This is a genomic window from Corynebacterium ciconiae DSM 44920, from assembly GCF_030440575.1.
Taxonomy (GTDB): domain Bacteria; phylum Actinomycetota; class Actinomycetes; order Mycobacteriales; family Mycobacteriaceae; genus Corynebacterium; species Corynebacterium ciconiae.
On sequence record NZ_CP047189.1, the window covers coordinates 1,688,621 to 1,709,778 of the forward strand.

General features: G+C 60.3%; 8 protein-coding genes. 1 reads left to right on the forward strand and 7 read right to left on the reverse strand.

Annotation, left to right across the window (positions count from 1 at the left end; translation table 11 throughout):
* Window positions 1–35: 35 nt before the first annotated feature.
* Entirely contained in the window at window positions 36–2,114 is a 2,079-nt protein-coding gene (gene betT, locus CCICO_RS07435; protein ID WP_156809828.1) for a choline BCCT transporter BetT, read from the reverse strand.
* Between the two features lie 449 nt (window positions 2,115–2,563).
* On the opposite strand from betT, the gene betA reads away from it, so the two are divergent.
* Entirely contained in the window at window positions 2,564–4,297 is a 1,734-nt protein-coding gene (gene betA, locus CCICO_RS07440; RefSeq protein ID WP_026161349.1) for a choline dehydrogenase, read from the forward strand.
* 64 nt (window positions 4,298–4,361) lie between these two features.
* On the opposite strand, the gene CCICO_RS07445 is transcribed toward betA, so the two are convergent.
* The 6 genes from CCICO_RS07445 to CCICO_RS07470 all read right to left on the reverse strand — a co-directional run bounded on the left by CCICO_RS07445 (window position 4,362) and on the right by CCICO_RS07470 (window position 21,112).
* On the reverse strand, window positions 4,362–6,719 hold the full coding sequence (locus tag CCICO_RS07445; RefSeq protein WP_018019157.1) for an ATP-binding cassette domain-containing protein: 2,358 nt from the start codon (window positions 6,717–6,719) through the stop codon (window positions 4,362–4,364).
* Window positions 6,720–6,730: 11 nt separating this feature from the next.
* Window positions 6,731–7,663, reverse strand: a complete 933-nt coding sequence (locus tag CCICO_RS07450; RefSeq protein ID WP_018019158.1) for an ABC transporter permease — start codon at window positions 7,661–7,663, stop codon at window positions 6,731–6,733.
* 98 nt (window positions 7,664–7,761) lie between these two features.
* On the reverse strand, window positions 7,762–9,300 hold the full coding sequence (locus CCICO_RS07455) for an ABC transporter substrate-binding protein (RefSeq protein WP_083878261.1): 1,539 nt from the start codon (window positions 9,298–9,300) through the stop codon (window positions 7,762–7,764).
* 90 nt (window positions 9,301–9,390) lie between these two features.
* The gene (locus CCICO_RS07460) at window positions 9,391–18,285 is read right to left on the reverse strand and encodes a type I polyketide synthase (protein ID WP_018019160.1); all 8,895 of its coding nucleotides are present in this window, start codon (window positions 18,283–18,285) and stop codon (window positions 9,391–9,393) included.
* The gene (locus CCICO_RS07465; protein ID WP_018019161.1) at window positions 18,282–19,406 is read right to left on the reverse strand and encodes a class I SAM-dependent methyltransferase; all 1,125 of its coding nucleotides are present in this window, start codon (window positions 19,404–19,406) and stop codon (window positions 18,282–18,284) included. Before CCICO_RS07465 ends, CCICO_RS07460 begins: the two co-directional genes overlap by 4 nt.
* The gene (locus tag CCICO_RS07470) at window positions 19,403–21,112 is read right to left on the reverse strand and encodes an ABC transporter ATP-binding protein (RefSeq protein ID WP_167540141.1); all 1,710 of its coding nucleotides are present in this window, start codon (window positions 21,110–21,112) and stop codon (window positions 19,403–19,405) included. Before CCICO_RS07470 ends, CCICO_RS07465 begins: the two co-directional genes overlap by 4 nt.
* Between the last annotated feature and the right edge of the window lie 46 nt (window positions 21,113–21,158).

Genomic DNA, 21,158 nt, shown 5'->3' on the forward strand with positions numbered 1-21,158 from the left:
TTTTTGTGCAGCACACAGGCCACACCGCGCGGTGCTTAGTTCTCTTCCCACACTCGGGAAGGAGCCGCCCCATCAGAGACATCGGTGTTTCCGCGGTTGCCGGCCTGCATGTGCAAGAACTCCAGGTGTCGTTCAAACAGATCCAACACACTGTTGAGCAGCTGCTCCTCGCTGTAGCCATAGACGTCATAGCCGAGCGAGCCCTGCAGGTCATGCACTTCCAGGCGGTAGTATTCCTGATCCTCGGCGGTGGCCTTGCCCGCATAGGAGGGCACCTCGCTCACCACCGGATAGATCTGGAAACGGAAGTCCTTCTCATCGCCGAAGCCGACCGTGAGATCCAGCTGGCTCACCTCGCAATCGGGCACCTCGGAGTACAAAAGCAGGGTGTCGAAGCCTAGGTGGCGGATTTCTTGGGCCACCTTCTCCATTGCGGGCTTGGCCACATCCAGCATGTAGCTTTGGGCGTCGTCCGCGGAGGGCCAGTTGATGGCGCGCTCGAGGCGTCCCTGCCAGCCGCCGCGGCTACGCAGGCGCCCCGACATCGCCGAGTGAATAGCCACCATGCGCGCCTCAGACTTATAGGCCTCAATGCGCAGGGACTTCCACAGGCTGTACATGATCAAATAGATCACCACGGTAAAGGGCAGGCCCATCACGATGGTGGCGTTTTGCACTGTCACCACGCCATCGATAGCCAGCAGAACGAGGGTGAGCACACCGACGATCACCGACCACACGATGCGCGACCACGTGGGGCCGTCTTGGCGGCTGTTTTCGATCTTGGAGGTGAAGTTAGACAGCACCAACGCACCCGAGTCCGCCGAGGTGATGTAGAGCAGCAGGCCCACTGCGGTGACCAGCACCACCAGGATCATGCCTGCAGGATAGGACTGAATGAGGTCATAGAATCCGCGTTGTGGTTCTTCCATGGCCACGGCACCGAATTCATCATCCCCGCCTATGATGCGGTCGAGCGCGGAGTTGCCGAAGAAGCTCATCCACATCACGATGAACAAGAACGGGATGGTGAGTGTACCGAAGACGAACTGGCGAATGGTGCGTCCGCGGGAGATGCGGGCAAGGAACAAGCCCACGAAGGGAGCCCACGCCACCCACCAGGCCCAGAAGAACAGGGTCCAGGAGGCGAGCCAATCGCGGGTGGCCTGCGGGGTTTCCGAGAAGGAATACGTATCGAGGGTCCAGTCCACGAAGTTGGCGGCGTAGTCGCCCACATTCATCACAAGGGAATCAAAGAGGAAGGCCGTGCGGCCGGTGAAGACCACAAAGAACATGAGCACCAGGGCGATGATCACGTTCAACTCGCTCAAACGCTTGATGCCACGGTCCACGCCGGAGACCGCGGAGATCGTGGCCACAGACACGGCCACCACCACGAGGATGATCTGGGCGGTAGGCCCTTCCTCGATGCCGAAGACCATCTTCAATCCGTAGTTGAGCTGCACCACACCGATACCGAGGGAGGCCGCGATACCAAAGACAGTGCCCAAGGTGGCTGCAATGTCCACAGAGTGCCCGATGGGCCCGTGAATCCGCTTGCCGATCAGCGGATAGAGCGCACTGCGCAAGGCCAGGGGCATATTGAGGCGGTAGGCGAAATAGCCGAAGGCCATGCCCATGAGCGCGTACAGCGCCCAGCCGCTGATGCCGTAGTGGAAGAGCGCAAACACCACAGCGTCTTCGGCTGCCTGGCGAGTTTCGGCGTCCCCCACCGGCGGGTTGTAGTACATGGTCACCGGTTCGGCAACGGCGAAGAAGATCAGGTCCACGCCGATGCCGGCGGCGAAGAGCATCGCCGACCAAGAGAAGAGACCGAACTGTGGCCGCGAATGATCGGGGCCGAGACGCACGGTGCCGGTGCGCGCGAGCGCGATCACCAACACGAACACCACGGCCGCGGTAGCGGTGAGGATATAGAACCAGCCCAGATTCACGGAGATCCACGAGGTGATGCTGCCCAAGGCAGCGTTCGCCGAGTTAGGCGTGAGGGCCGCCCAGAGGACCATGGCGAACACGCCGATCACGGAGATGGCGAACACCGGTTTATTCACTTGAGGCTTCTCTGCTGCGACGCGATCGCCGGAGGTATTCACAGCGGCGGGCGCGTCTTGAGTTTCAGCGTGTGGCTGCTCGTCACTTCTTTCTTTGTTTGTTGAGGTGGGCTCGAAGCTCACGCTCTCACATCCTTAAATTTGTGTTTGTCGACGCACATATATAAGGAAGGGTGCCGTGCGTGAGCACCCTTCGCCAACTTTCGAGGGTGCATTAAAGGCTGCGAGAAAACAACTAGCCAAACCCCCTGATTGAGGTGGGTACACATCCCATGCGTGCGGTTTTTGAACCTCGTTACCGCAGCGTAGGGTCGGGGAATAGGAAATCAATGATTGCTCGGTGGCTTAAGCCTCCCGGGGGTCATTACGATTGTTTCGGTATCTTTTGTGCAATTGTCACAAGTTTGTCATGAGGAGGATCTATAACCTTGGGTTTTACCGACAGCCTTAAGAGCGGTGTAAAGAAGCGGCTCGGGCTCGCTGAGGACAGCGTGGAGTTCGTGCAGGAAAAGCGGCGCGACGTGATCGTGGTGGGCGGCGGCTCCGCCGGCTCCGTGGTGGCGGCACGCCTCAGCGAGGACGCCGAGACCGATGTGTTGGTTCTGGAAGCGGGCCGTATGGACTCGCTGTGGGACCTCTACGTGCACATGCCGGCTGCGTTTTCCTTCCCGATCGGAAACAAGCACTATGACTGGCAGTACGAGTCCGATCCTGAGCCGGAGATGAACGACCGGCGCATCTACCACGCCCGCGGCAAGGTCGTGGGTGGCTCCAGCTCGATCAACGGCATGATCTTCCAGCGCGGTAACCCGCTGGATTACGAGAAGTGGGCCGACTCCGAAGGTATGCAGGACTGGGACTACGCCCACTGCCTGCCCTACTTCAACCGCATGGAAACCGCCTTGGCTGCCGACGACGATGATCCTCGCCGTGGCCACAATGGTCCGCTGAAGCTCACCCGCGGCCCGGCCCAGTCGCCGCTGTTCCAGGCTTTCTTCCGTTCTGTGAAGGAAGCCGGCTACACGCTGACCAATGACGTCAACGGCTACCGCCAGGAGGGCTTTGCCCCCTTCGACCGCAACATTGTGGGCGGCACTCGCCAGTCGGCGGCCCGCGCCTACCTACACCCCGCCCTCAAGCGCGAGAACCTCGAGCTGCGCACCCGCGCCTTCACCCGCCGCGTGCTCTTCGAGGGCACCAAGGCTGTGGGTGTGGAGTACGAGTGGAAGGGCCAGACTCGCCGCGTCTACGCCGACAAGGTGATCTTGAGCGGCGGTGCCATCAACACCCCGCAGCTGCTGCAGCTCTCCGGTGTGGGCCCGTCCGATCTTCTTAAGGAGCACGGCATCGATGTGGTCTCTGCGCTTCCTGGCGTAGGCGCTAACCTGCAGGATCACCTCGAGGTGTATGTGCAGTACAACGTGACCAAGCCGGTGTCGATCATGCCGGCGTTGAAGATGTGGAAGCGCCCCTTCATTGGTGCGCAGTGGCTGTTTGCCAAGAAGGGACCGGTGTCCTCTTCTCACTTCGAGGCTGGTGGCTTCGCCCGATCGAACGACAACGAGGCCTACCCCAACCTCATGTTCCACTTCTTGCCGGCGGCAATCCGTTACGACGGCACCACCTCCGGTGCCGCCCACGGTTTCCAGTTCCACGTGGGCCCGATGTACTCGGATGCCCGCGGCCATGTGCGCATCACCAGCACCGATCCGCACGCCAAGCCCAGCATGCTGTTCAACTATCTGAGCACCGAGCAGGACAAGCGCGAGTGGGTTGAGGCCATCCGCGTAGCCCGCGAGCTGCTGGACACCGATGCCATGCGCGAATACACCGATGGCGAGATCTCCCCCGGCCCGTCGGTACAGACCGACGAGGAGATCCTGGAATGGGTCCGCAACGATGGCGAGACCGCCCTGCACCCCTCCTGCACTGCCAAGCTGGGCCCGTCCTCCGACGAGATGGCTGTGGTGGATCCGAAGTCCATGCAGGTGCACGGCACCGAGGGGCTGTATGTGGTGGATGCTTCGGTGATGCCTGGCATCACCAATGGCAACATCTACGCCCCGACCATCATGATCGCGGAGAAGGCCTCCGATCTGATCGCTGGTCGCCAGCCGCTGGCCCCCAATAACGCTCCGTTCTACCGGGCTAACTCGGACATGCCGCTCTATGCGGAGGGCGAGGAAGCCAAGGACCACACGGAAGCTCCCCGCGGCGGGATCTAATAGCCGCGAGATGGCGTCGATAAGCATGCACACGCTTATCGACGCTTTTTTCGTGCCGCAACGCCTAGGAATCCACGCACCAGCGGCTCACGTCGACCACGTGGTCTGCCCGCTGGAGCACCAGGGGATCGTGAGTGACCGCAAGCACCGTTGTCCCCTTCTCCACGACTGCCGAAAGCAGATCGACAACCTCGGCGGTATGCCGGGTGTCGAGACCAGTGGTGGGCTCATCCACCACCAGAATGGGCCGGCCGGCGGCGAGAGCACGGGCAATGCTGGCGCGCTGGCGCTGCCCGCCCGAGCATGCGGCTGGCTTGTGATCCTCCACCGCGCTCAGCCGCACCGAGGCAAGCAGCTCGTCCGCATATGCCTGCGGAAGCGGGTGCCCGCCACAGACCGCGGCGCGCCGGATCTGGTGGCGCAAGCTAAACATGGGATGCAAGGCTTGAGAGGCATCTTGGGCAGCATAGGCGCACTCCTCGCGAATCGGGCCGGGACCGAGAAGCCCCAAGATATAACGGATGAGCGTGGTTTTCCCGCAGCCGCTCGGGCCGCTCAGCACGGCGAAGCTGCCGGCGGGCACACGGAAGTGGACGTCGTGGAGAAGCAGCTCTCCCTTCGCCGTGTACACCTCCATGCCCTGCACGCTCAGGCCACCATGATCCTGGAACACAGTGCCCTGCCCCGCATCCCGGCGCGGCGACACCTCAGCGGAACCGCTGCTCGCATGCGGTGGGTGTTCTTCCTGCTCTGCGGTGTCTTCGCAGGGCAGTTCAGCCACGGTTGAGGGCCTGATGATGGTGCGTGTGTCCTGTTCTTCCACCACCACAACCTGATCGCACACTCGCCGCAGGAAGTCGGGGTCGTGGCTACTGAGAACAATGGCGGCCCCGCGGGCTGCCGCATCCTCGAGCACGCGCGCCACCGCATCCACGGCGGCAGCATCAAGACCAGTAGTGGGCTCGTCCAAGACGAGAATCTCTGGCGCATGGGCCAGGGCACGCACTAATGCCAAGCGAGTGCACTGCCCGCCGGACATGCGCGCCAAGGAGTCAAACTTCTCCGGATCGAGGCGCACGCTCTGGGCAACGGCATTCACCGCTTCCCTATCGATCGCCCGCCGAGGACGGCCGTCTCGAATAATCGACCATTGGGAACGAGCCGTATCCACGGTGGTGACCGCGTCTTGCTCGACGAGACCGCAATGCTCGCGGCGCCAGCGTCGCCACCACCTATCGCTGTGCTCGCTTGCGTGCGTATCAGTGGGAAAGCGCCTACCGCCCAGCCACACCTGCCCCGTAACCTGCAGGGCGGGTGCGGGACAGGCCGCGAGCAGCGAGAGCAGCGTGGATTTTCCACTGCCAGAAGCACCGCTGATCCCTAGGATCTCGCCCGGTTGGACGCACAAGGACTGCACCTCGATGGGCGTGGAGCCCGGATATGCCATGCGTAGCTGCTCCACCGCGATGCGCGCACCGAGCGCGGTCGGGTGTGCTGCCGCAGGCCCGTGTTCTGGCGCCGCGGTGGCGGCGGTGGCCGCGGTGTTGGTTCCACGACGCTGCGAGGTGTGCCCAGAGCGCAGCGTCGGCGGCTGCACGGCATTGACCAGCACATCGAAAAACAAGACGACGACGAGTAGCAGCGCAACGATAGCGCAGGTCGGGGCAATAACCGCTGCTGGATTCAGTATGACCCCGGAGAGGTTTTCTCGGATCATGAGCGCCCAGTCCGCCGTGGGGGCCGTGGGCCCCAGCCCGAGGATATGAACGCTCACCATCAACTGCATCGCAGCCAGACACCGTACTGCGGCATCGGCGCCGATGAGCGGAAATAACGCCGGCACCATCTCCCGGAGAGCGATAGCGACGGTGCTTTCACCGCGCACCCGGGCCGATTCGATGAAGCCGGCGGTCGTCAGCGGCGCCGCCGCCGCGCTGAGCTGGCGCATGCCCTGCGGCACTCCCAGCAACAACATGGCCGCTGACACCGCGATCCACGCCGGAAAGATACTCGCCGCCGCAAGCACCACCACCATTGCCGGGATCGCTAACAGGGATGTGGACAGACGGTTGGCCACCCTTCTCCACCGCGGGCGTTGCACGGCGAGAAGGGACAGCACAGTGATGCAGAGGGTGGTCACAGCACCAATCGGCAGCGCCACCAAAAGCCGAGCACCGCCTGCCAATAATCGCTGTCCCACGTCACGGCCCAAGGCGTCGGCGCCCAGCAGTCCCACCTCTTGGTCATAGGGAAACGACACTGGGTGCACCGTATCGCCGGCCCGCACTGGGCCGTAGAGCACCAGCGCGCACACCAGCGCCATCAGCAGGCTGACTACTACAGCTGCGATCTGCGTTCCAGGCCACAGCCTGCTGCGGCGGGACTCGGTGCCAACCACGTTGGTGCGTGGCTGCTGCCGCATTCGTATCCGGCTCATCGCTTCACCCGCCTCTCCAGGGCAACGCTGAGCACATCAGCGCTGGTGTAGACCACGACGGCGATGCAGGACAGCACCAGGGCGATTCCCTGCACCACCGGCATGTCGCGTGCCCCGAGGGCGCTGGCGAGCAGCCCGCCCACACCGGGATAATTCAGTAGTGCTTCCACCACCACACCAGCTCCCAGCAGTCCGACGGCACCAATCGCCGCGGTGTGCAGCACCACGGGTGCCATCCGGATCGCCACACAACGCCACAGCCGCTGCAGCAACGGCATGCCGCGACGCTGGGCCGAGACATACAGTGGCAAAGCGAGCAGCTCCTCTGCGGGGCCGCGCAGGATCCGCGCCACCCAGGCAGCCACGGGGATGGCCAGCCCGAGCACCGGGAGTACGAGCTGCTCGGGCGATCCCCACGGTGATTCCCCGAGGGGGATCATGGTCACAGCCGGAAGAAGCCGCCACTTCACCGCGAAAAGCAGGACAAGTAGCACGACCACAATGGCCTCCGGGATCGCAGCGCAGGCCGCGACGAAGGCGCTAAGCACAAAAGCGCTCGGGCGACCGCGCAGCACAGCCTGAATCAATGCCCCACCGATGCCGAAAGTCATCGCCAAGATCCACGCGGGCAGCACGATGGCAGATGAGGCCCCCAATCGATGAGTGACAGTACTGAACACATCGGTGCCCCCGATCCAACTCGTTCCCAAATCGAGCTGCAGGGCGCTCCACCACCAGCTAGCCAGCCGGTACAGCACCGGCTGGTCGAGGTCATAGTGGGTGCGCAGGCGCTCCGCGGCATCTTGGTTCGCCCCAGCGAGCTGGGAGGCGAAGTCTCCAGGAAGCCACGCAGTAATCAAGAACACGACGCTCACAACGACCAGCAAGGTCACAAGTGCAGAGCCCATATTGCTCAGCACACGGCTCATCACCGCTGCACCTTTCGGCGCCCTGCTATCGGCGGTGGGTGGGGCTTTTTTCATCGCGGCTCCTGATTAGCTGACTAGCTGATTAGCGTGGTTCGGAATTAGGCGGTTTCGACCCCGTCGAGGGTGTAGCGGGCAGAGCCATCCCGCCAGCCGCTGACTCCTTCTGCCATGCAGTCCAAGCCGCTGCCGAAGCCCCACACGACCCAGCCGCCTTCTTCTGCCATACGGTGGTGCAGCTTGCCGAGGGCCTCGTTACGCTCCTTTTCATCCTGGATGCTCATAGCGTCAGCGAAGTCCTTGTCGAACTGCGGGTTTTTGAAGCCCGTCTCAGAGAAAGGAGAGGAGGAGAGCACCGTCTGGCGCACGGTCACCGCAAAAGGAGTGTTGGTGTACATGCCCACAGTGAAGGGCTCCACCGTGTAAGCGGTGGACCAATAGGTATCAGGGGCGTGCTCCTCGATCGTGACGCGAATGCCCGCCTCTTCCAGTTGCGCCGCGGCAACCGTGGCAGTGGTCATCATCCCCGGATAGGACTGCGTGCTGTGCAGAGTCAGATCCAGGCCGTCCGGGTGTCCCGCCTCGGCAAGCAACTTCTTGGCCTTCTCCACATCGCGCTTGATGGGGGTGACATCCTTCGGCACCGAGGGATCATTGTGCTTGATCATGTCATAGCCCACGGACCCATAGCCGAGGAAGACTTGCTCGACGAGCTTCTCACGGTCAAGAGCAAGCTTGATAGCATCTCGCACTTCTTTCTTGTCGAAGGGCGCGGTATCAACACGCAGCAGCAGCGGATAAGTCTCGTAGCCAGGCCGCTGGCGGATGGTGTAGCCGGACTGCTGCTCGAGCGACTTCGCGGCGGCAGGGGCGAGCGAGGAAGCAACCATCACCGCACCGGTGGATACGGCATTGGCCATCGCTTGAGGATCGCTGAAGCCGTTAATCTCTACTCGCTGGGCACGGGTATCACTTCCCCACCAGTGCTCATTGGGGCTCAGCACAGCATTGGTGCCCTCCAAGGCATCCTGAACGAACGGTCCCGATGCTATGGGCGAATCGAATTCGGCAGTCCCGTCCTTCACCACGAGGATGAAACCGGCAAGCATTCGCGGCAGCTCCGCATCCGGCTCGAACGTCGCAAGCTCAATAGTGAAATCGTCCACGATGCGAGAGGACTGAATGTCCACGGTGCCCAAGCGCACACCGTTTTGTTCCTTCATCTCGTCGATCCGTTTGAGGCTGTAGAACACATCCTGAGCGGTGAGCGGAGAGCCGTCTGCGAAGTGAGCGTCATCGCGAAGATCGAACACCCAGCGGGTGGAATCCTCATTCGGGGTCCACTTTGTGGCAAGACGCGGTACCAGGTTTTCATCGTCGCTGAGCAGCAGCTGATCGTACACGCAGCTGAGGCGGAACCAATCGGACTCGGAGAACAGCGAGCCATGGGGGTCAATGGAGGCTTGGCTGCCTGCAGCAACGGAGGCGAAAGTCAGGGTCGCGTCAGCGGAATCGGCGGCACCGGAGGACGAGGACTGTGCACTGCTGCTGTCGCCGTTATTAGAGCCACAGGCTGCTAGTACGGCCCCAGCGATGGTTAAGCCGGTGACAGAGAGGAATCGGCGGCGGTTCATTGCCATGTCAGTCTCCTATGAGAGTGGGCTTTCGCGCTCGGGCGAAAGGATGGGTGATGAGAGGGATGGAATGTGCTAGGCACGATCAGCACCCCATCAGGGAGGCTTATCGCCTTCTTCAGCTGCGGCGGCGCGCGAGCACCGCGAGCGTCCCGTGGTGTGGATTCCCGTGGTGTGGTTACGCAACGCCTGCGAGAGCAGCGTGGCCACTCGGACCACCTGTGGTTGTCGAAGAATCGAATAGTGGTGTGCTGGCACGCCATGTACCTCGAAGGGGCCATCGATCCAAGAATCCCACCCGAGATGCTCCTCCGTGCAGTCGTCGACCCCCATACCCTCCCCGCTGTTTCGGGGGGAGCGCTGATCCGCCCGCACCAGAAGAACAGCTACTTCTTGGTCCAACGGGTGCGCATGATGATCATAAAGCGCGTGAATATGGCGAGAAAATATGTCGTTTCGCACTTGTAGCGCCTTCGGGGACACGTCTACACCGTGCGCTTCGAGTTTTTCGCACAACGTGTCTACATCGGAGTCGGGGCCGCTATCACCGTCGAGACCAAGATAGGCTTCGATAGAACGCAGCTGCCGCAACATCATGCGATTGTCGCTACACTCCTGGCGCTCTTCTTCGCTCAGAGACAGCGCTTCGCCTTGTTTGAGAATATCGATAATTCTTTCTGGAGAATTAGAATCCAACATCCACACAAGATCAACCGAATCCCCTTGCTTGCGAAGAGCACACGCGATTTCGTGAGCCAATGTTCCTCCCATTGACCAACCGCCAATCGTGTAGGGACCATCCGGTGATATTTCTTTTATTAAACTATAGTAAAGATCAACCATCTCGTCGATACTCGCGCCGAGAACGTCGTGTCCGGCAATCTCCGGATCCATAATCGCAACGCATGGACGATCCGTTTCTAGGCGCCTCGCTAATTCTAGATAGCACAATGCATCGCCGCCAGAGGGGTGAATGAAAAATATTGGCCTTCCCTCGCCGCGGGTGAGATGCAGACAACAGTCTCGAACCACACTCGCGATATCAATCTCTTTTACCCGAGCCGACTCTGTAGACGCTTTGTGTGAATCTGCGGCGCTTTCATCGCCGTCGGAGGTTCCTCCTTCCCCCTGCACAGCAGCAGATATATACGCCTGCGCCAGTCCTTCCCGAGTGGGGTGCGCAAAAAACTCTGGGGCTACTTCTGCCATTGATAGCCGGCGGCTATCCACGCACTCCAGCCCTGTGGAACACAACCTTTGTATAAGTTGCACGGCCAGCAAGGAATCGCCTCCGCCCCTAAAGAAGTGTTCTTCGCTTGCAATAGGAACGAGCTCGTTCCACAGCCTTTCAATGCACCTCTCTAGCTCAGCGGAGATCTCACGCACGTGCTTCTGCGGTGAGTTATGAGAATTCTCATTCTCCCCTGCCGTGAGATAATCGCTCAGAGCCATGCGCTCTTGAGGGATCTCGACAGTTTTGTGCCATGCGGACTCGCTGCCTAGCTCCAATAAGAGCTCGTATACTTGATCGAGAATCAACGATGGCACATCCCCAAACCGCTCCGGGAGAGCGGCCATGGACAACACACATTCCCCGTAGAGCTCGAAACAACGCAGTTCAAGCTCCACCTGAGGCGTGCGAACCTGCTGGAAGTACTCCGAGATATCTATCGTTCCCAAAGGGCCAGCATTGGTGCTCAAGTCACCGCCCAACGCTGCGTCCATTCCGAGTGTGGACTGGAATACAATCGGCGCCACGGATCGCGCTCGGCCCATGTCCTTCAACAGCATTCGGCTGATGTCCACTGCGCTTATGAGGTTGTGGGACAAGCACTCACCAGATTGAGCAGCAATTGACCGTGCCACTTCTCGTATCGTCGGCTGCGCGCCAGAGGAATCATTCCTCCCAAGTTCGAGGGACACTAAAGCTGTGCGCGAGAAGGGTCCCATCAGGTCCATCACATCCGGGTGTATGCCGTGTCGATTGTGCTGCAGCGTATTAAGTAGCATCGCACCACGGTGAGTGCACTCTGCTAAAGCAAGCGCGAAAGCCGTCATTGCTGCTGTGGTAGCAGTAACACCTTCTCTGCGTGCCCGTTGGCAGATGCGTGACCACGTCTCTGCAGAAATCCTGCGTTCTAGCATGAGCATCGACCCAGCGCTGTTAGTCACAGTGGCAGGAGCATCTGCGGGGTTAAGCACTGGAGGCGCAGGAAGAGTGGGAAGCCGTTCGCTCCACCATTGCCGGTCCGTATCCACGGCATCTTGTTCATACTCCTGCACAGAAAGCGCGTAATCCGCAAAAGTAATGTCGAGTTCAGGTAGCGGCTCTTCACTACACAGTGCCTTCAGGAGAGCCCGGTCAAATAGTGACGCAGACCAGCCGTCGAGAACGAGGAGGCTGGAGGAGACGAGGAAGCGACCATGACCGCCAGGCAGAAGTAGTGCCCCTACTATCGCTGTAGCTCCACCGTTTACTGGATTTGGCCCTTGGTGAGTCATAGTGTGGCGGTGCCGCTGCAGGGCCGCCTCGAGTTCTTCCGGCGCAGTCAGCCCACGCATATCGACAACACGCACCTCCACGCATGAATCGATAACGTCCGCCGACGTTGGCCGGAAATATTGGAGTGAGTCTTCATCAATACTCACACGCAGCATTGGGTGCGCCACAGCCACACGGCGACAGGCAGAACGCAGGATTCTCGTCACCTCCGCTGGGTCGTTGATCTGCATATTCCACAGCGGAACGTCGGTATAGACGTGCGCGGTCGGATACGACACGTCGAGCGCCTGCGTCTGCCCCACAAAATATGCCTGTTGGAGAGACATCAGCGGGAAGCGCTGCTGAGGATCGGCACGCTTGAGCTCGATGCTGGCTTGGCCCTCGGGGTGCTCTGCTGGGGACGGTGCGAGCAGCTGTGCGAGCTTGTCCACGACCTCGTTAACGGTGACATCCGCCCTCATCAGGGGCGCCGGAAGGGTGCACCCCAACTGGGATTTCAGCGTGTTCGCGATACGAACGGCCAAAAGTGAGTCTCCACCGATATCGAGGAGGGTGGAGTCTCGTTGAATGGACTCGGCAGGCACGCCTACAAGGTCGGCCCAAGCCTGACGCACGACCGCTACAAGATCCGTGGCATCGCCGCTGAGCTGTTCCTCCTCCGCAACCGAGGATGTCGGCTCATCCGCCGCGGTGTTCTTAGACGAGGAGGATTCGAGCCGGTCCTGATTATGCTGCTGGCCATCCTGAGCTTGCTGCGCTGTGATGTCGGTGGTGCCGCCGAGGATCCGAAGATACTTCTCGAAGAAGATTTCCGCTTCATCGATGTCCACGACGTCAGCAACATCCCATTGCAGTACAAGCTCACCGCGATGGAAGAATGCCTGATGATCCAGCCACACCTGCGGAGTTTGGGAGATACCGGTGACATACTCGCCCAGCCAACTGTGGTCGTGGTCTTGTTCGAAGTCGACCATGCTGGTGAATACCACCGGAACACTGACGACGTGTCCCCGCGCACGAGACAGCGCATGAAGCACTTCCACTCCGGACATTGCGCGATGATCCAAGGCATCAAAAAGTTCTCGGTTGATCGCTCTCAGTCGATCGTCCTGCAACGCTTCTCCAGCATCAGCGTGACTACGCAGGAGCAGCATGGAGGAGAATTCCCCGACCACGGAGTCGACCTGCTCTGCCCATTCGGCTGGAAGCGCACTTCGGCGATCAAAATGGGTCACCGAGACAGCAATATCTTCTTGCCCTGCATAATCGTGAAGTACGTAGGCATAAGCACTGAGTAGCAGGCTGGTGAGCGACACTCCCGCTTGCTGAGCACGCTGACGCAGCTCTGCCAGAGCGTGGCCCTGAACACGGCCACTCAATCGCGTGAAGCGAGGCGCACCATGAGCGGGATGGCGCGCAATAGCAGGTGCGTCAGGGAATCCGTCGAGCTGAGAGTCCCAATATTCGCGGGCACGCCGACGCTGTGCCGTCTCACCCGGTTGGCTGGCGTGGAAACGCTGAATGTCCTCAAATGTCAAAGGCAGCGGCTCCAGAGCTACCTCGGGGTGCTCGTAGTAGTGCTGCACACAGGAGTCGACGATGAGCCATGATGCGGAATCAACCATGAGCACATCGACCGCGATCATTACATGATCGCCGGCATCGGTGCGCACAATTTCCACCAACACTGGGAAGTCCACGGCGGGATCAGACACCCGGCGCGAAACGCGCTCTCGGGTGCGTTCCACGAGCCTACGCTGCGTCTCAGCCGAGGTGGCTCGTGCATCATGCACGTCGATCGTGGGGGCTCGGCGATCACGAATGCACTGCTCTCCGCTTTCCACGATGACAGCGCGCAGCATGGGATGGTGTGCCACTGTGGCATCCCATGCCGCCTGATACCGAGCGATATCGAGCTCCTGCACACGGTACTCGAGGTAGAACTGGCACGCCACCCCACCAAGTTCATAGCCATCACCTCGGCCCACCCAGTAGGCATGCTGAATACGCGTCAACGGAAATGGTTCGTGAGCAGTGCCAAGGGTGTAAGCCACAGCTTCCGTGGGGGCCGGCTCCGGAGCATGAGCGTCGCGCTTATCGACGCTATGTTCCCCGTGGTCGAGGTGGTCTGCGAAGGTCCGTACCGTTGGATAATCGAGAAGATCGCGCAGCCGGGCGTGTATTCCGTGCCGCTGTTGCAACAATGAGAGCACTCGGGTCGCGAGGAGCGAGTGCCCGCCCGCGGCGAAGAAATCGGTGTCTAGATTGAGGTCACGTGCACCTAGAACCTCCGCCCACACTTCTGCTACTGCGCGTTGCTGAGTTGTCCATAATGCAGCTTCTTCTTGCTGCTCCACGCACGCTGGTGTAGTAGATCGACGCGTGACCAACGTACGGGAGCGAGCGTTGAGCTCACCAGCAGATAGCGCGAAGTGTAATCCGGTATCAGACCTACTTTCTTCCCGCATAACCTTGTCAATGACATTCAAAGCATCATCGATATCGATAGCGTGACGCAAAGAGACTTCCGAGGCGGCGTTGTTTTCCTCTTCACTTCCCAGCCGGAAACGATCGAAGTCGATCACTGTCCACCCTCGGGCGGAAGCACAGGTATCAATGAAGGCACTGGCGGCAACGTATCCACCGAGCCCGAAACCACCGATAGTTACTGCTGCGGAGGACATCACGAGGACACGTGGGCTACTGCCGCTGTCTTGAATGGCTGTGGCCAGGCATTCAAGACCTGCAATCTTGGCCGACATGACGCGGCTGAGCCCGTCCTCATCCATCTCTTCAAAGGTGAGCAGATCAATCTCCGCCGGAGCGAAAATGCACACGTCGTAATCCTCGTGAGCCAATATCTCCTGCACCCTGGATTCATCGGTGACATCTGCGGCTTCCCACCGCAACTCCCCGGCAGCGATCGCCGCGGCCAGCCGGCCTTGATGTCCCTGTGCGGCCGGCGCCGTACGCGAGCACACCGTTACCTCGTGGCCGTGGCTAACTAGGTGCAGACACACGTTGCTACCGACACGGCCTGTGCCACCAAGCACTAATACCTGCAGCGCTGGAGCCGGCGTTGCAGCGCCGTCGGTGTGCGTGTCCTGGTGCAGCACAGCATCCAACGCTGGATTATCTTCGGCACTAACCCAGCTTCGTTGGAGCAGCACGCCACCGCGCAGCGCATAGTGGAATCCACCGCTCGCACTGCGGTTGAGCATCCTCGCGAGAAGATGTGGGTGTGCCTGGGTTCCCAGCGGTTCCTCGAGATCCACGGTGGCCCAAGCAATCCCGCCATGCTCCTGAGCGAATACTCGAGCGGCCGCTATCGTGGCCGCACGATGGGCTTCGGGGCTGTCTGCGGAAGTTACCGCGGCGCTGGCGTGCGAGACAACGAGCAGCGCTGGCCCACCCTTCTGAGACTCTGATGGCTGGCTCCATAGATTGTGCAGTTCAACGTAGGCCATGAGCTCCTCTCGCACCCGATCGAGTGCGGGCGCAGTGTTCTGCGTGGACAGCAGCGTTGGGAAGAACACCACACCATCGAGGTCGGCCCACGATGCGTGGTCCTGTGCGCCATAGTCCACCCACTGCACACTCGGATCGAGTGTGGCAGCCTGGTGGCGAGCCTCAGGGGGCCAATAAGCGAACACGTACGAGCGTTCGGTGTCCTCAGCCTCGGGCGTATCGACCAAGCAGTACTTGGGGATGTGGGCCTGAACCGTGCGTGATCGGCGACTGGTCTGGGTGCTGCTGTGGCTCGGTTTCACCGTCGGGGTGCGTCGATAAGAAAACCCCATCTCTGCCACTAATTGGGGAGCAAAGCCCTCGTCTGTGACGAGTTCGGAGGCTGCAGAGTCGCGGCCGGCCGCCCACACATGTCCGCGCACCAGCTGGTGTGGAGTAACACCTGGGTTCTGCTGTGCTGGGGCAAGACTGAGACTCGCCTTGCAGATGGGCCTCCGAGCGACCATTTTCGCAAGCCCCAAACCGGGCCCAATATGGCAGGCGAGCACACCGTCATATCCTTGGCACTCGAGTGCGTCGATGGCTGTGTCCACCGCCGCATCGAAACGCACAGGCTGGCGCAAATGCTGCACCCAATACTCGGGCTCAATCTTCTCCCCAGCACCGTGGACCTGCGTGTCGAGACAGCTCACCATGGTTACTTGCCCAATAGGTGATCCAACAGTGGTGGCTACCTCGCGAAACGCCGCCAGTTCTCCTTCGATGAGCCGGGAATGGCTGGCTGCTGCAATACCGACATTTCGGGTCGTTGCGCCCGCTTCTTCCACAGCGTGTCGAAGCACAGCGATGTCCCGACGCGGTCCACTCAGCACCACGGCATTGGGCGCATTTATTGCAGCGATATCGCAGGCCTGAAACGCTGCGCTAACAGAAGCGTCGGTGGCGGAGTCACGACAGAGTTCCTCTAGGGCTGTCGCGCTTAGCCCCACGCTGAGCATCTCTCCTTCTGGTGCGTTCTCCATCGCTCGTGCACGGGCGCACACCAGAGAGACGGCGTCATCAACCGAGAGCGTGCCTGCGATCGTTGCCGCAGCATACTCGCCGGCACTATGACCAAGCATCACGTCCGGCATGATCCCTTCCGCCTGTGCGGCACGGGCAAGCGAGACGCTGTATGCGTAGAGAGAAGCCAAGAGGAGAAGGGGCGCAACAGGCTCATGCTGGGCCTGCTCGGCAGCAATATCCTCAGTCAAAAATGCGAGACAATCTGTGCCGGTTTTCTCGTGAAAGCGCTGGCACAAGTCATGCAGGTGCGTCCAGAATTCTTGCTCACCGGCTTGCCCTAGCTCGGCACGGTGTAGCCCCACTGCAGCTCCCCGCAGTGGCACACCAGCACCGGGGAATACCCACAGTAGGGCGGGGTTATTCCCACTATCCACAATGGTGGGCTCGGCGATGGCATCGTCGTGGGTATCGGATGCACGTGCACGCAACTGGGAAAGGGAATAGACCGCCCGATAGCGTCGCTGCAGTCGATGCACGGCCAGCATCCCAGCGAGTTGAGGGCCGCAATCAGGATGCGCAGCGAGAGTGATTCCCACACATCGCGCCATGTCTCGCACGCTGTCTGCGGTATGCGAACTGAGCAAAAATAGAGGATCTTCCTGCGGTTTCAAAGAAACGTTGTCCCGCTCCGCCGCAAAGTTTTGCACCGGCGTGCAGCGCTCATCATATCCGGCGATAACGTGGCAATTCACGCCTCCGATGCCCAGTGCACTTACTCCTGCCCACCGTTGCGCTGCATCCCACGTACGCGGGGAAGAAAGGAGCTTTAGGTTCTTTGTGCGCGCAAGCGATGGGTGCGGAGAATTCGCGGTGTGCGCAGGCGGCTGAATACCAGTAGCCGCGGCCTGAATCGAAGCAATGAGGCTAGCGATGCCCGCTGCACTATCAGTGTGACCGATGTGGGCTTTGATCGAACATAGAGGGAGGTCATCGTCGTGACGTTGCCCGTATGCTTGAGAAAAGGCCGCAATCTCTACGTCGTCGCCTAACACCGTAGCTGTGCCGTGACCGTGCAACAGCCCAATATCTTGTGTTTCAAGACCGGAGACTGCCAAAGCTTCTTCAATGGCGGCGACGTGCCCTTCTACTGATGGGGCGCTAAAACTGGCTCGGCCATACCTACCATCATTAGTTACAGCGGAGCCTGCGATCATTCCCAGCACGGGCTGGTTCGCACGCAGCGCGTCTGTCGTTCGCCGCAATACAATAACGCCCGCGCCCTGGGTGAACACGGTTCCATCGGCGTCACTGCCATAGGAGTGGGTAAAGCCAGACGGCGAGTATGGCCCATCAGGAACAGCGACATAGCCGCTCAGATGCGCCCCCACGTCTTTCAGGCTCACGCCAACGACGATGGCGGTATCACACTCATGCACGTGCAAGCTATTGAAAGCTTGATGAACAGCAACCAAAGACGATGCACATGTTGCGCCGATACTCATCGTTGGACCAGTGAGGTTGTACCGGTACGCAATGCGTAGAGGCAGATAATCCGCAACGTTGCGGGAGTGCAGTTCGAGGCTGCGGACAGGATCCGTGCCGCCCCTCGGATCGAAATCATTAGAAAGGTTGTCGTGGAGATATACCGATTCTGCGCAGGAAGAAAAAACACCGGTAACTCCCCACTCTTCTTCCCCTGTGAAACCGGCAAGATCAAGCGCTTCACCAACCAATTCCATCGCCAGCAACATTTGCGGGTCGGTGGACTGCGCGGCGCTCTCACTCAATCCGAGTGCCTCAACATCGAATGCGTCCATGTGGCTGAGATCGCCGACGACGGGAACAAAATGCGGATGGCGATGTAGTGCGGAGGCAGCTGCGTCCCGCGACGGTGTGCGGCGACCATAGCCGAATTCACCGTCTAATTGGAGGCCAAGGAGTTGCGCTGGGGTGTCGGCACCGGGGTACCTGCACGTCATAGATACGACGGCGATAGCGGAGTTAGCCCGAGTCACGAGACTGATTCCTCCTTGATGAGCTCTAGGCTGAATTGGTCCAGCCATTCTAGGGGGTGGTGTTTTTCTGGGTACCGGCTTTTAACGGTGAGACCCGCTGCAGTGGCTGCCTCTACCCATTCCTCACGGTTGAGAAAAATGCGTCCGCTGCTTCCGCGGGCATCCTGAAATTCTTGGCGCGGCCCACTCGGATCTGGCGCCATAAGAAACCTCATCGAGATCTGCAGGGGAAGATGTTCTGTTCCTGTCTCGATGAGATACATGCTCCCGTTCGGCCGCAGATGTTCGGATAGCTCCGAGAGCAGTTGCACAGGCCTTAGTGCGTTATGTGCAACGTTTCCACAGGCGATTACATCGAACCCCGAGCCTGTATGGAGAGAATCCAAAGCCTCACCAGGGGCATCATTGATATCGACGATACCGAAGTTCATACTGGGCCGTCCTGCGTAGCGTAGCTTTGCACGGTGCAGAAACCACCGCGAGACATCGCTAAAGGTGTAGTCCACGTGTGCGTTCCGGAGTGCATCAAGAACTGGGTCAGTGAGTGCGCCTGTACCCGCACCTATCTCTGCCACGGCGAGCCTGGATGGGCAGCGCGCTGCGCGGGCAGCGAGCTCGGACGCCACGTTGGTATTGATGGCACTACTAATTGGGTTGTTCTGATACATAGCCGAGGCGGCACTGAGTGCATCGTTGTCAAAAAGTATCTGTCGCACGGTGTTTTCTCCCACAATGAGCGACTCGAGTTCGGCATCACAGGTAGAGAAAAATGCGTCAAGATTCTTTTGATTGTCGATGGTGCTCTCGTCCCACCCAGCTTCGGAAAGTAGCTCCTCGCCACGCACGCGGACTTCGGACCAGGAACATGACTGGGGCACATCACCGGCGTCCTGTGCAAGCAATTCCCTCCATCGTTTCTGCTGGACGTCGGGGTTCGAGGTGATGCTTTCCCAGCGGCGCAGAATCGGTGTGAGGTGCGCCGGTACGTGAGCGTAATCGACTTTCCTCAGCGCTCGAGATATCGAGCCATATGCGGCCTGCTCGCGGTAGACATGGTGCACTTTTAACGCGTAGACGCGCCCAGCTGTGAGATCAGGGGAGACTGTATCCATGCTAGTCATGACCGGCTATCCTCTCCCCGCTCCGCAGAAGACGAGTGCATCGCTTGGAATGTGGAACAGCGCGACAGCAGTTCGCTGTAGGTGCCGGCATCGACGATGCGTCCAGAATCCATGACGACGATGCAGTCGGCTGACACGACTGTGCTCAACCGGTGTGCCGCCATCACAACGGTGGAATCTTGCCGCAGCTTCTCGATGGCCTGCATGATGATCCGCTGCTGGAAAGCATCGAGCGCGGAGGTGACCTCATCAAGCAACACCACGGGTGCTTGTTTGAGTAGAGCGCGGGCGATGGCCACACGCTGTCTTTCTCCACCCGAGAGCCGCTCGCCGCCTTCGCCCACTACGGTGTCAACGCCATCCTCAAGATACCGCGCGAGATCCTCTACCCCGCAGATGTCCATGACGTGCTCGATCTCTGTAGCGCTAGCGCTGGGTCGAGCAAGGGCAATGTTGTCACGAATACTGGTATTGAGCAGGTAGGTGTCCTGAAAAACCACGCTGACGTGGGTGGAAATATCCTCGATGCTCATCCCGCGTACATCCCGCCCCATAAGGTGCACTGTTCCGGAATCAACATCCCCGAAGCGCACCAGCAGGGAGAGCAGGGTGGTTTTCCCGGATCCGGAAGCGCCGACAACCGCAACTAGACCCGGCCCATCGAAGTCCAAGGAGAGGTCATCGACTCCAGAGGTGGAGTTCGGGTAGTGCATGCTCGCGTGTTCCAGCGAGAACGCCGCGGGCTTTCCCGTCTCGGGGTTGAGCTTGGGTGGCTGAGCAGCACGCTCAGGGTCCTGCTGTAGTTGTGGGGTAGCGAAGAAATCCAGCAGCCGCTGCACTGCGTTCCGGGCCATGCGCAACGCTGCTGCGAGTTCAGCAACACCGCGTAAAGGTTCGATACACCTCAACAGCAGCAGAATATTCAGCACAATTGCTATACCGCTTTGCTCGCTGCGTACCCCGTGCACAACCGCCACCACCAGGCTCAGCGCAATGGTGAGCTGCACCATGAAGGCGAATACAGTCACGCCTGGCAGGACCAAGCGGATCATGCGTGCGGTGTCGTCGCGAACGCGATCGAGTGCGGTATCGATGCGCTGCCGGCCGAAGCTTTGGGCAGAAGCCAAGCGCAGAGTCGGTTGCAGCCGAGCAAACTCGATCACCGCGCTAGCGGCTAGTTCTTGGGCTTCATGCAAACGACCGTCGCTGGCGGCCACCATAGCGCGCCCCCATACTGCCGCACCCCAACAGAAAAGCAAGAGCACCCAGAGGATCCCTCCTAGGAGGAGGTCACGCGATGTCAGCAGCACTGCCAAGGAACACGGCACGATCACCGCTGGAATGAGGCGCGGGAGAAGATGCGCTGGAATCGACATAGCCTGCATCACGTCCCCCGTGGTCAGGGTCGCGAGATCGCCCCTGCGGTCCGTGCAGAACCAGCCATAAGGAAGCGAGATAAGAGTGCGACGCACCCGCTCTAATAGTCCTTCGGCCAAGGAATATCCTGCGCCCCTACTCGCCATGACGCCCAGGCTGGAGACGATCACCCAGGCTGCGGCTAGCAGAAACGCCGGCCACAGCGGAGCGTCCTCGGTCAGTGCCACGGTGGCCATGAATATTGCCGCGACCTCCAACAGGCTGGCAGCGGCTACCACGCCGATCGATATCCCGACGCGGCGGCGATCACGAGCGTCAAGAGAGAGCACCAGCCCGCGAAATGTGGACCGTCCTGCGGCACTCGAATGTGTGCTG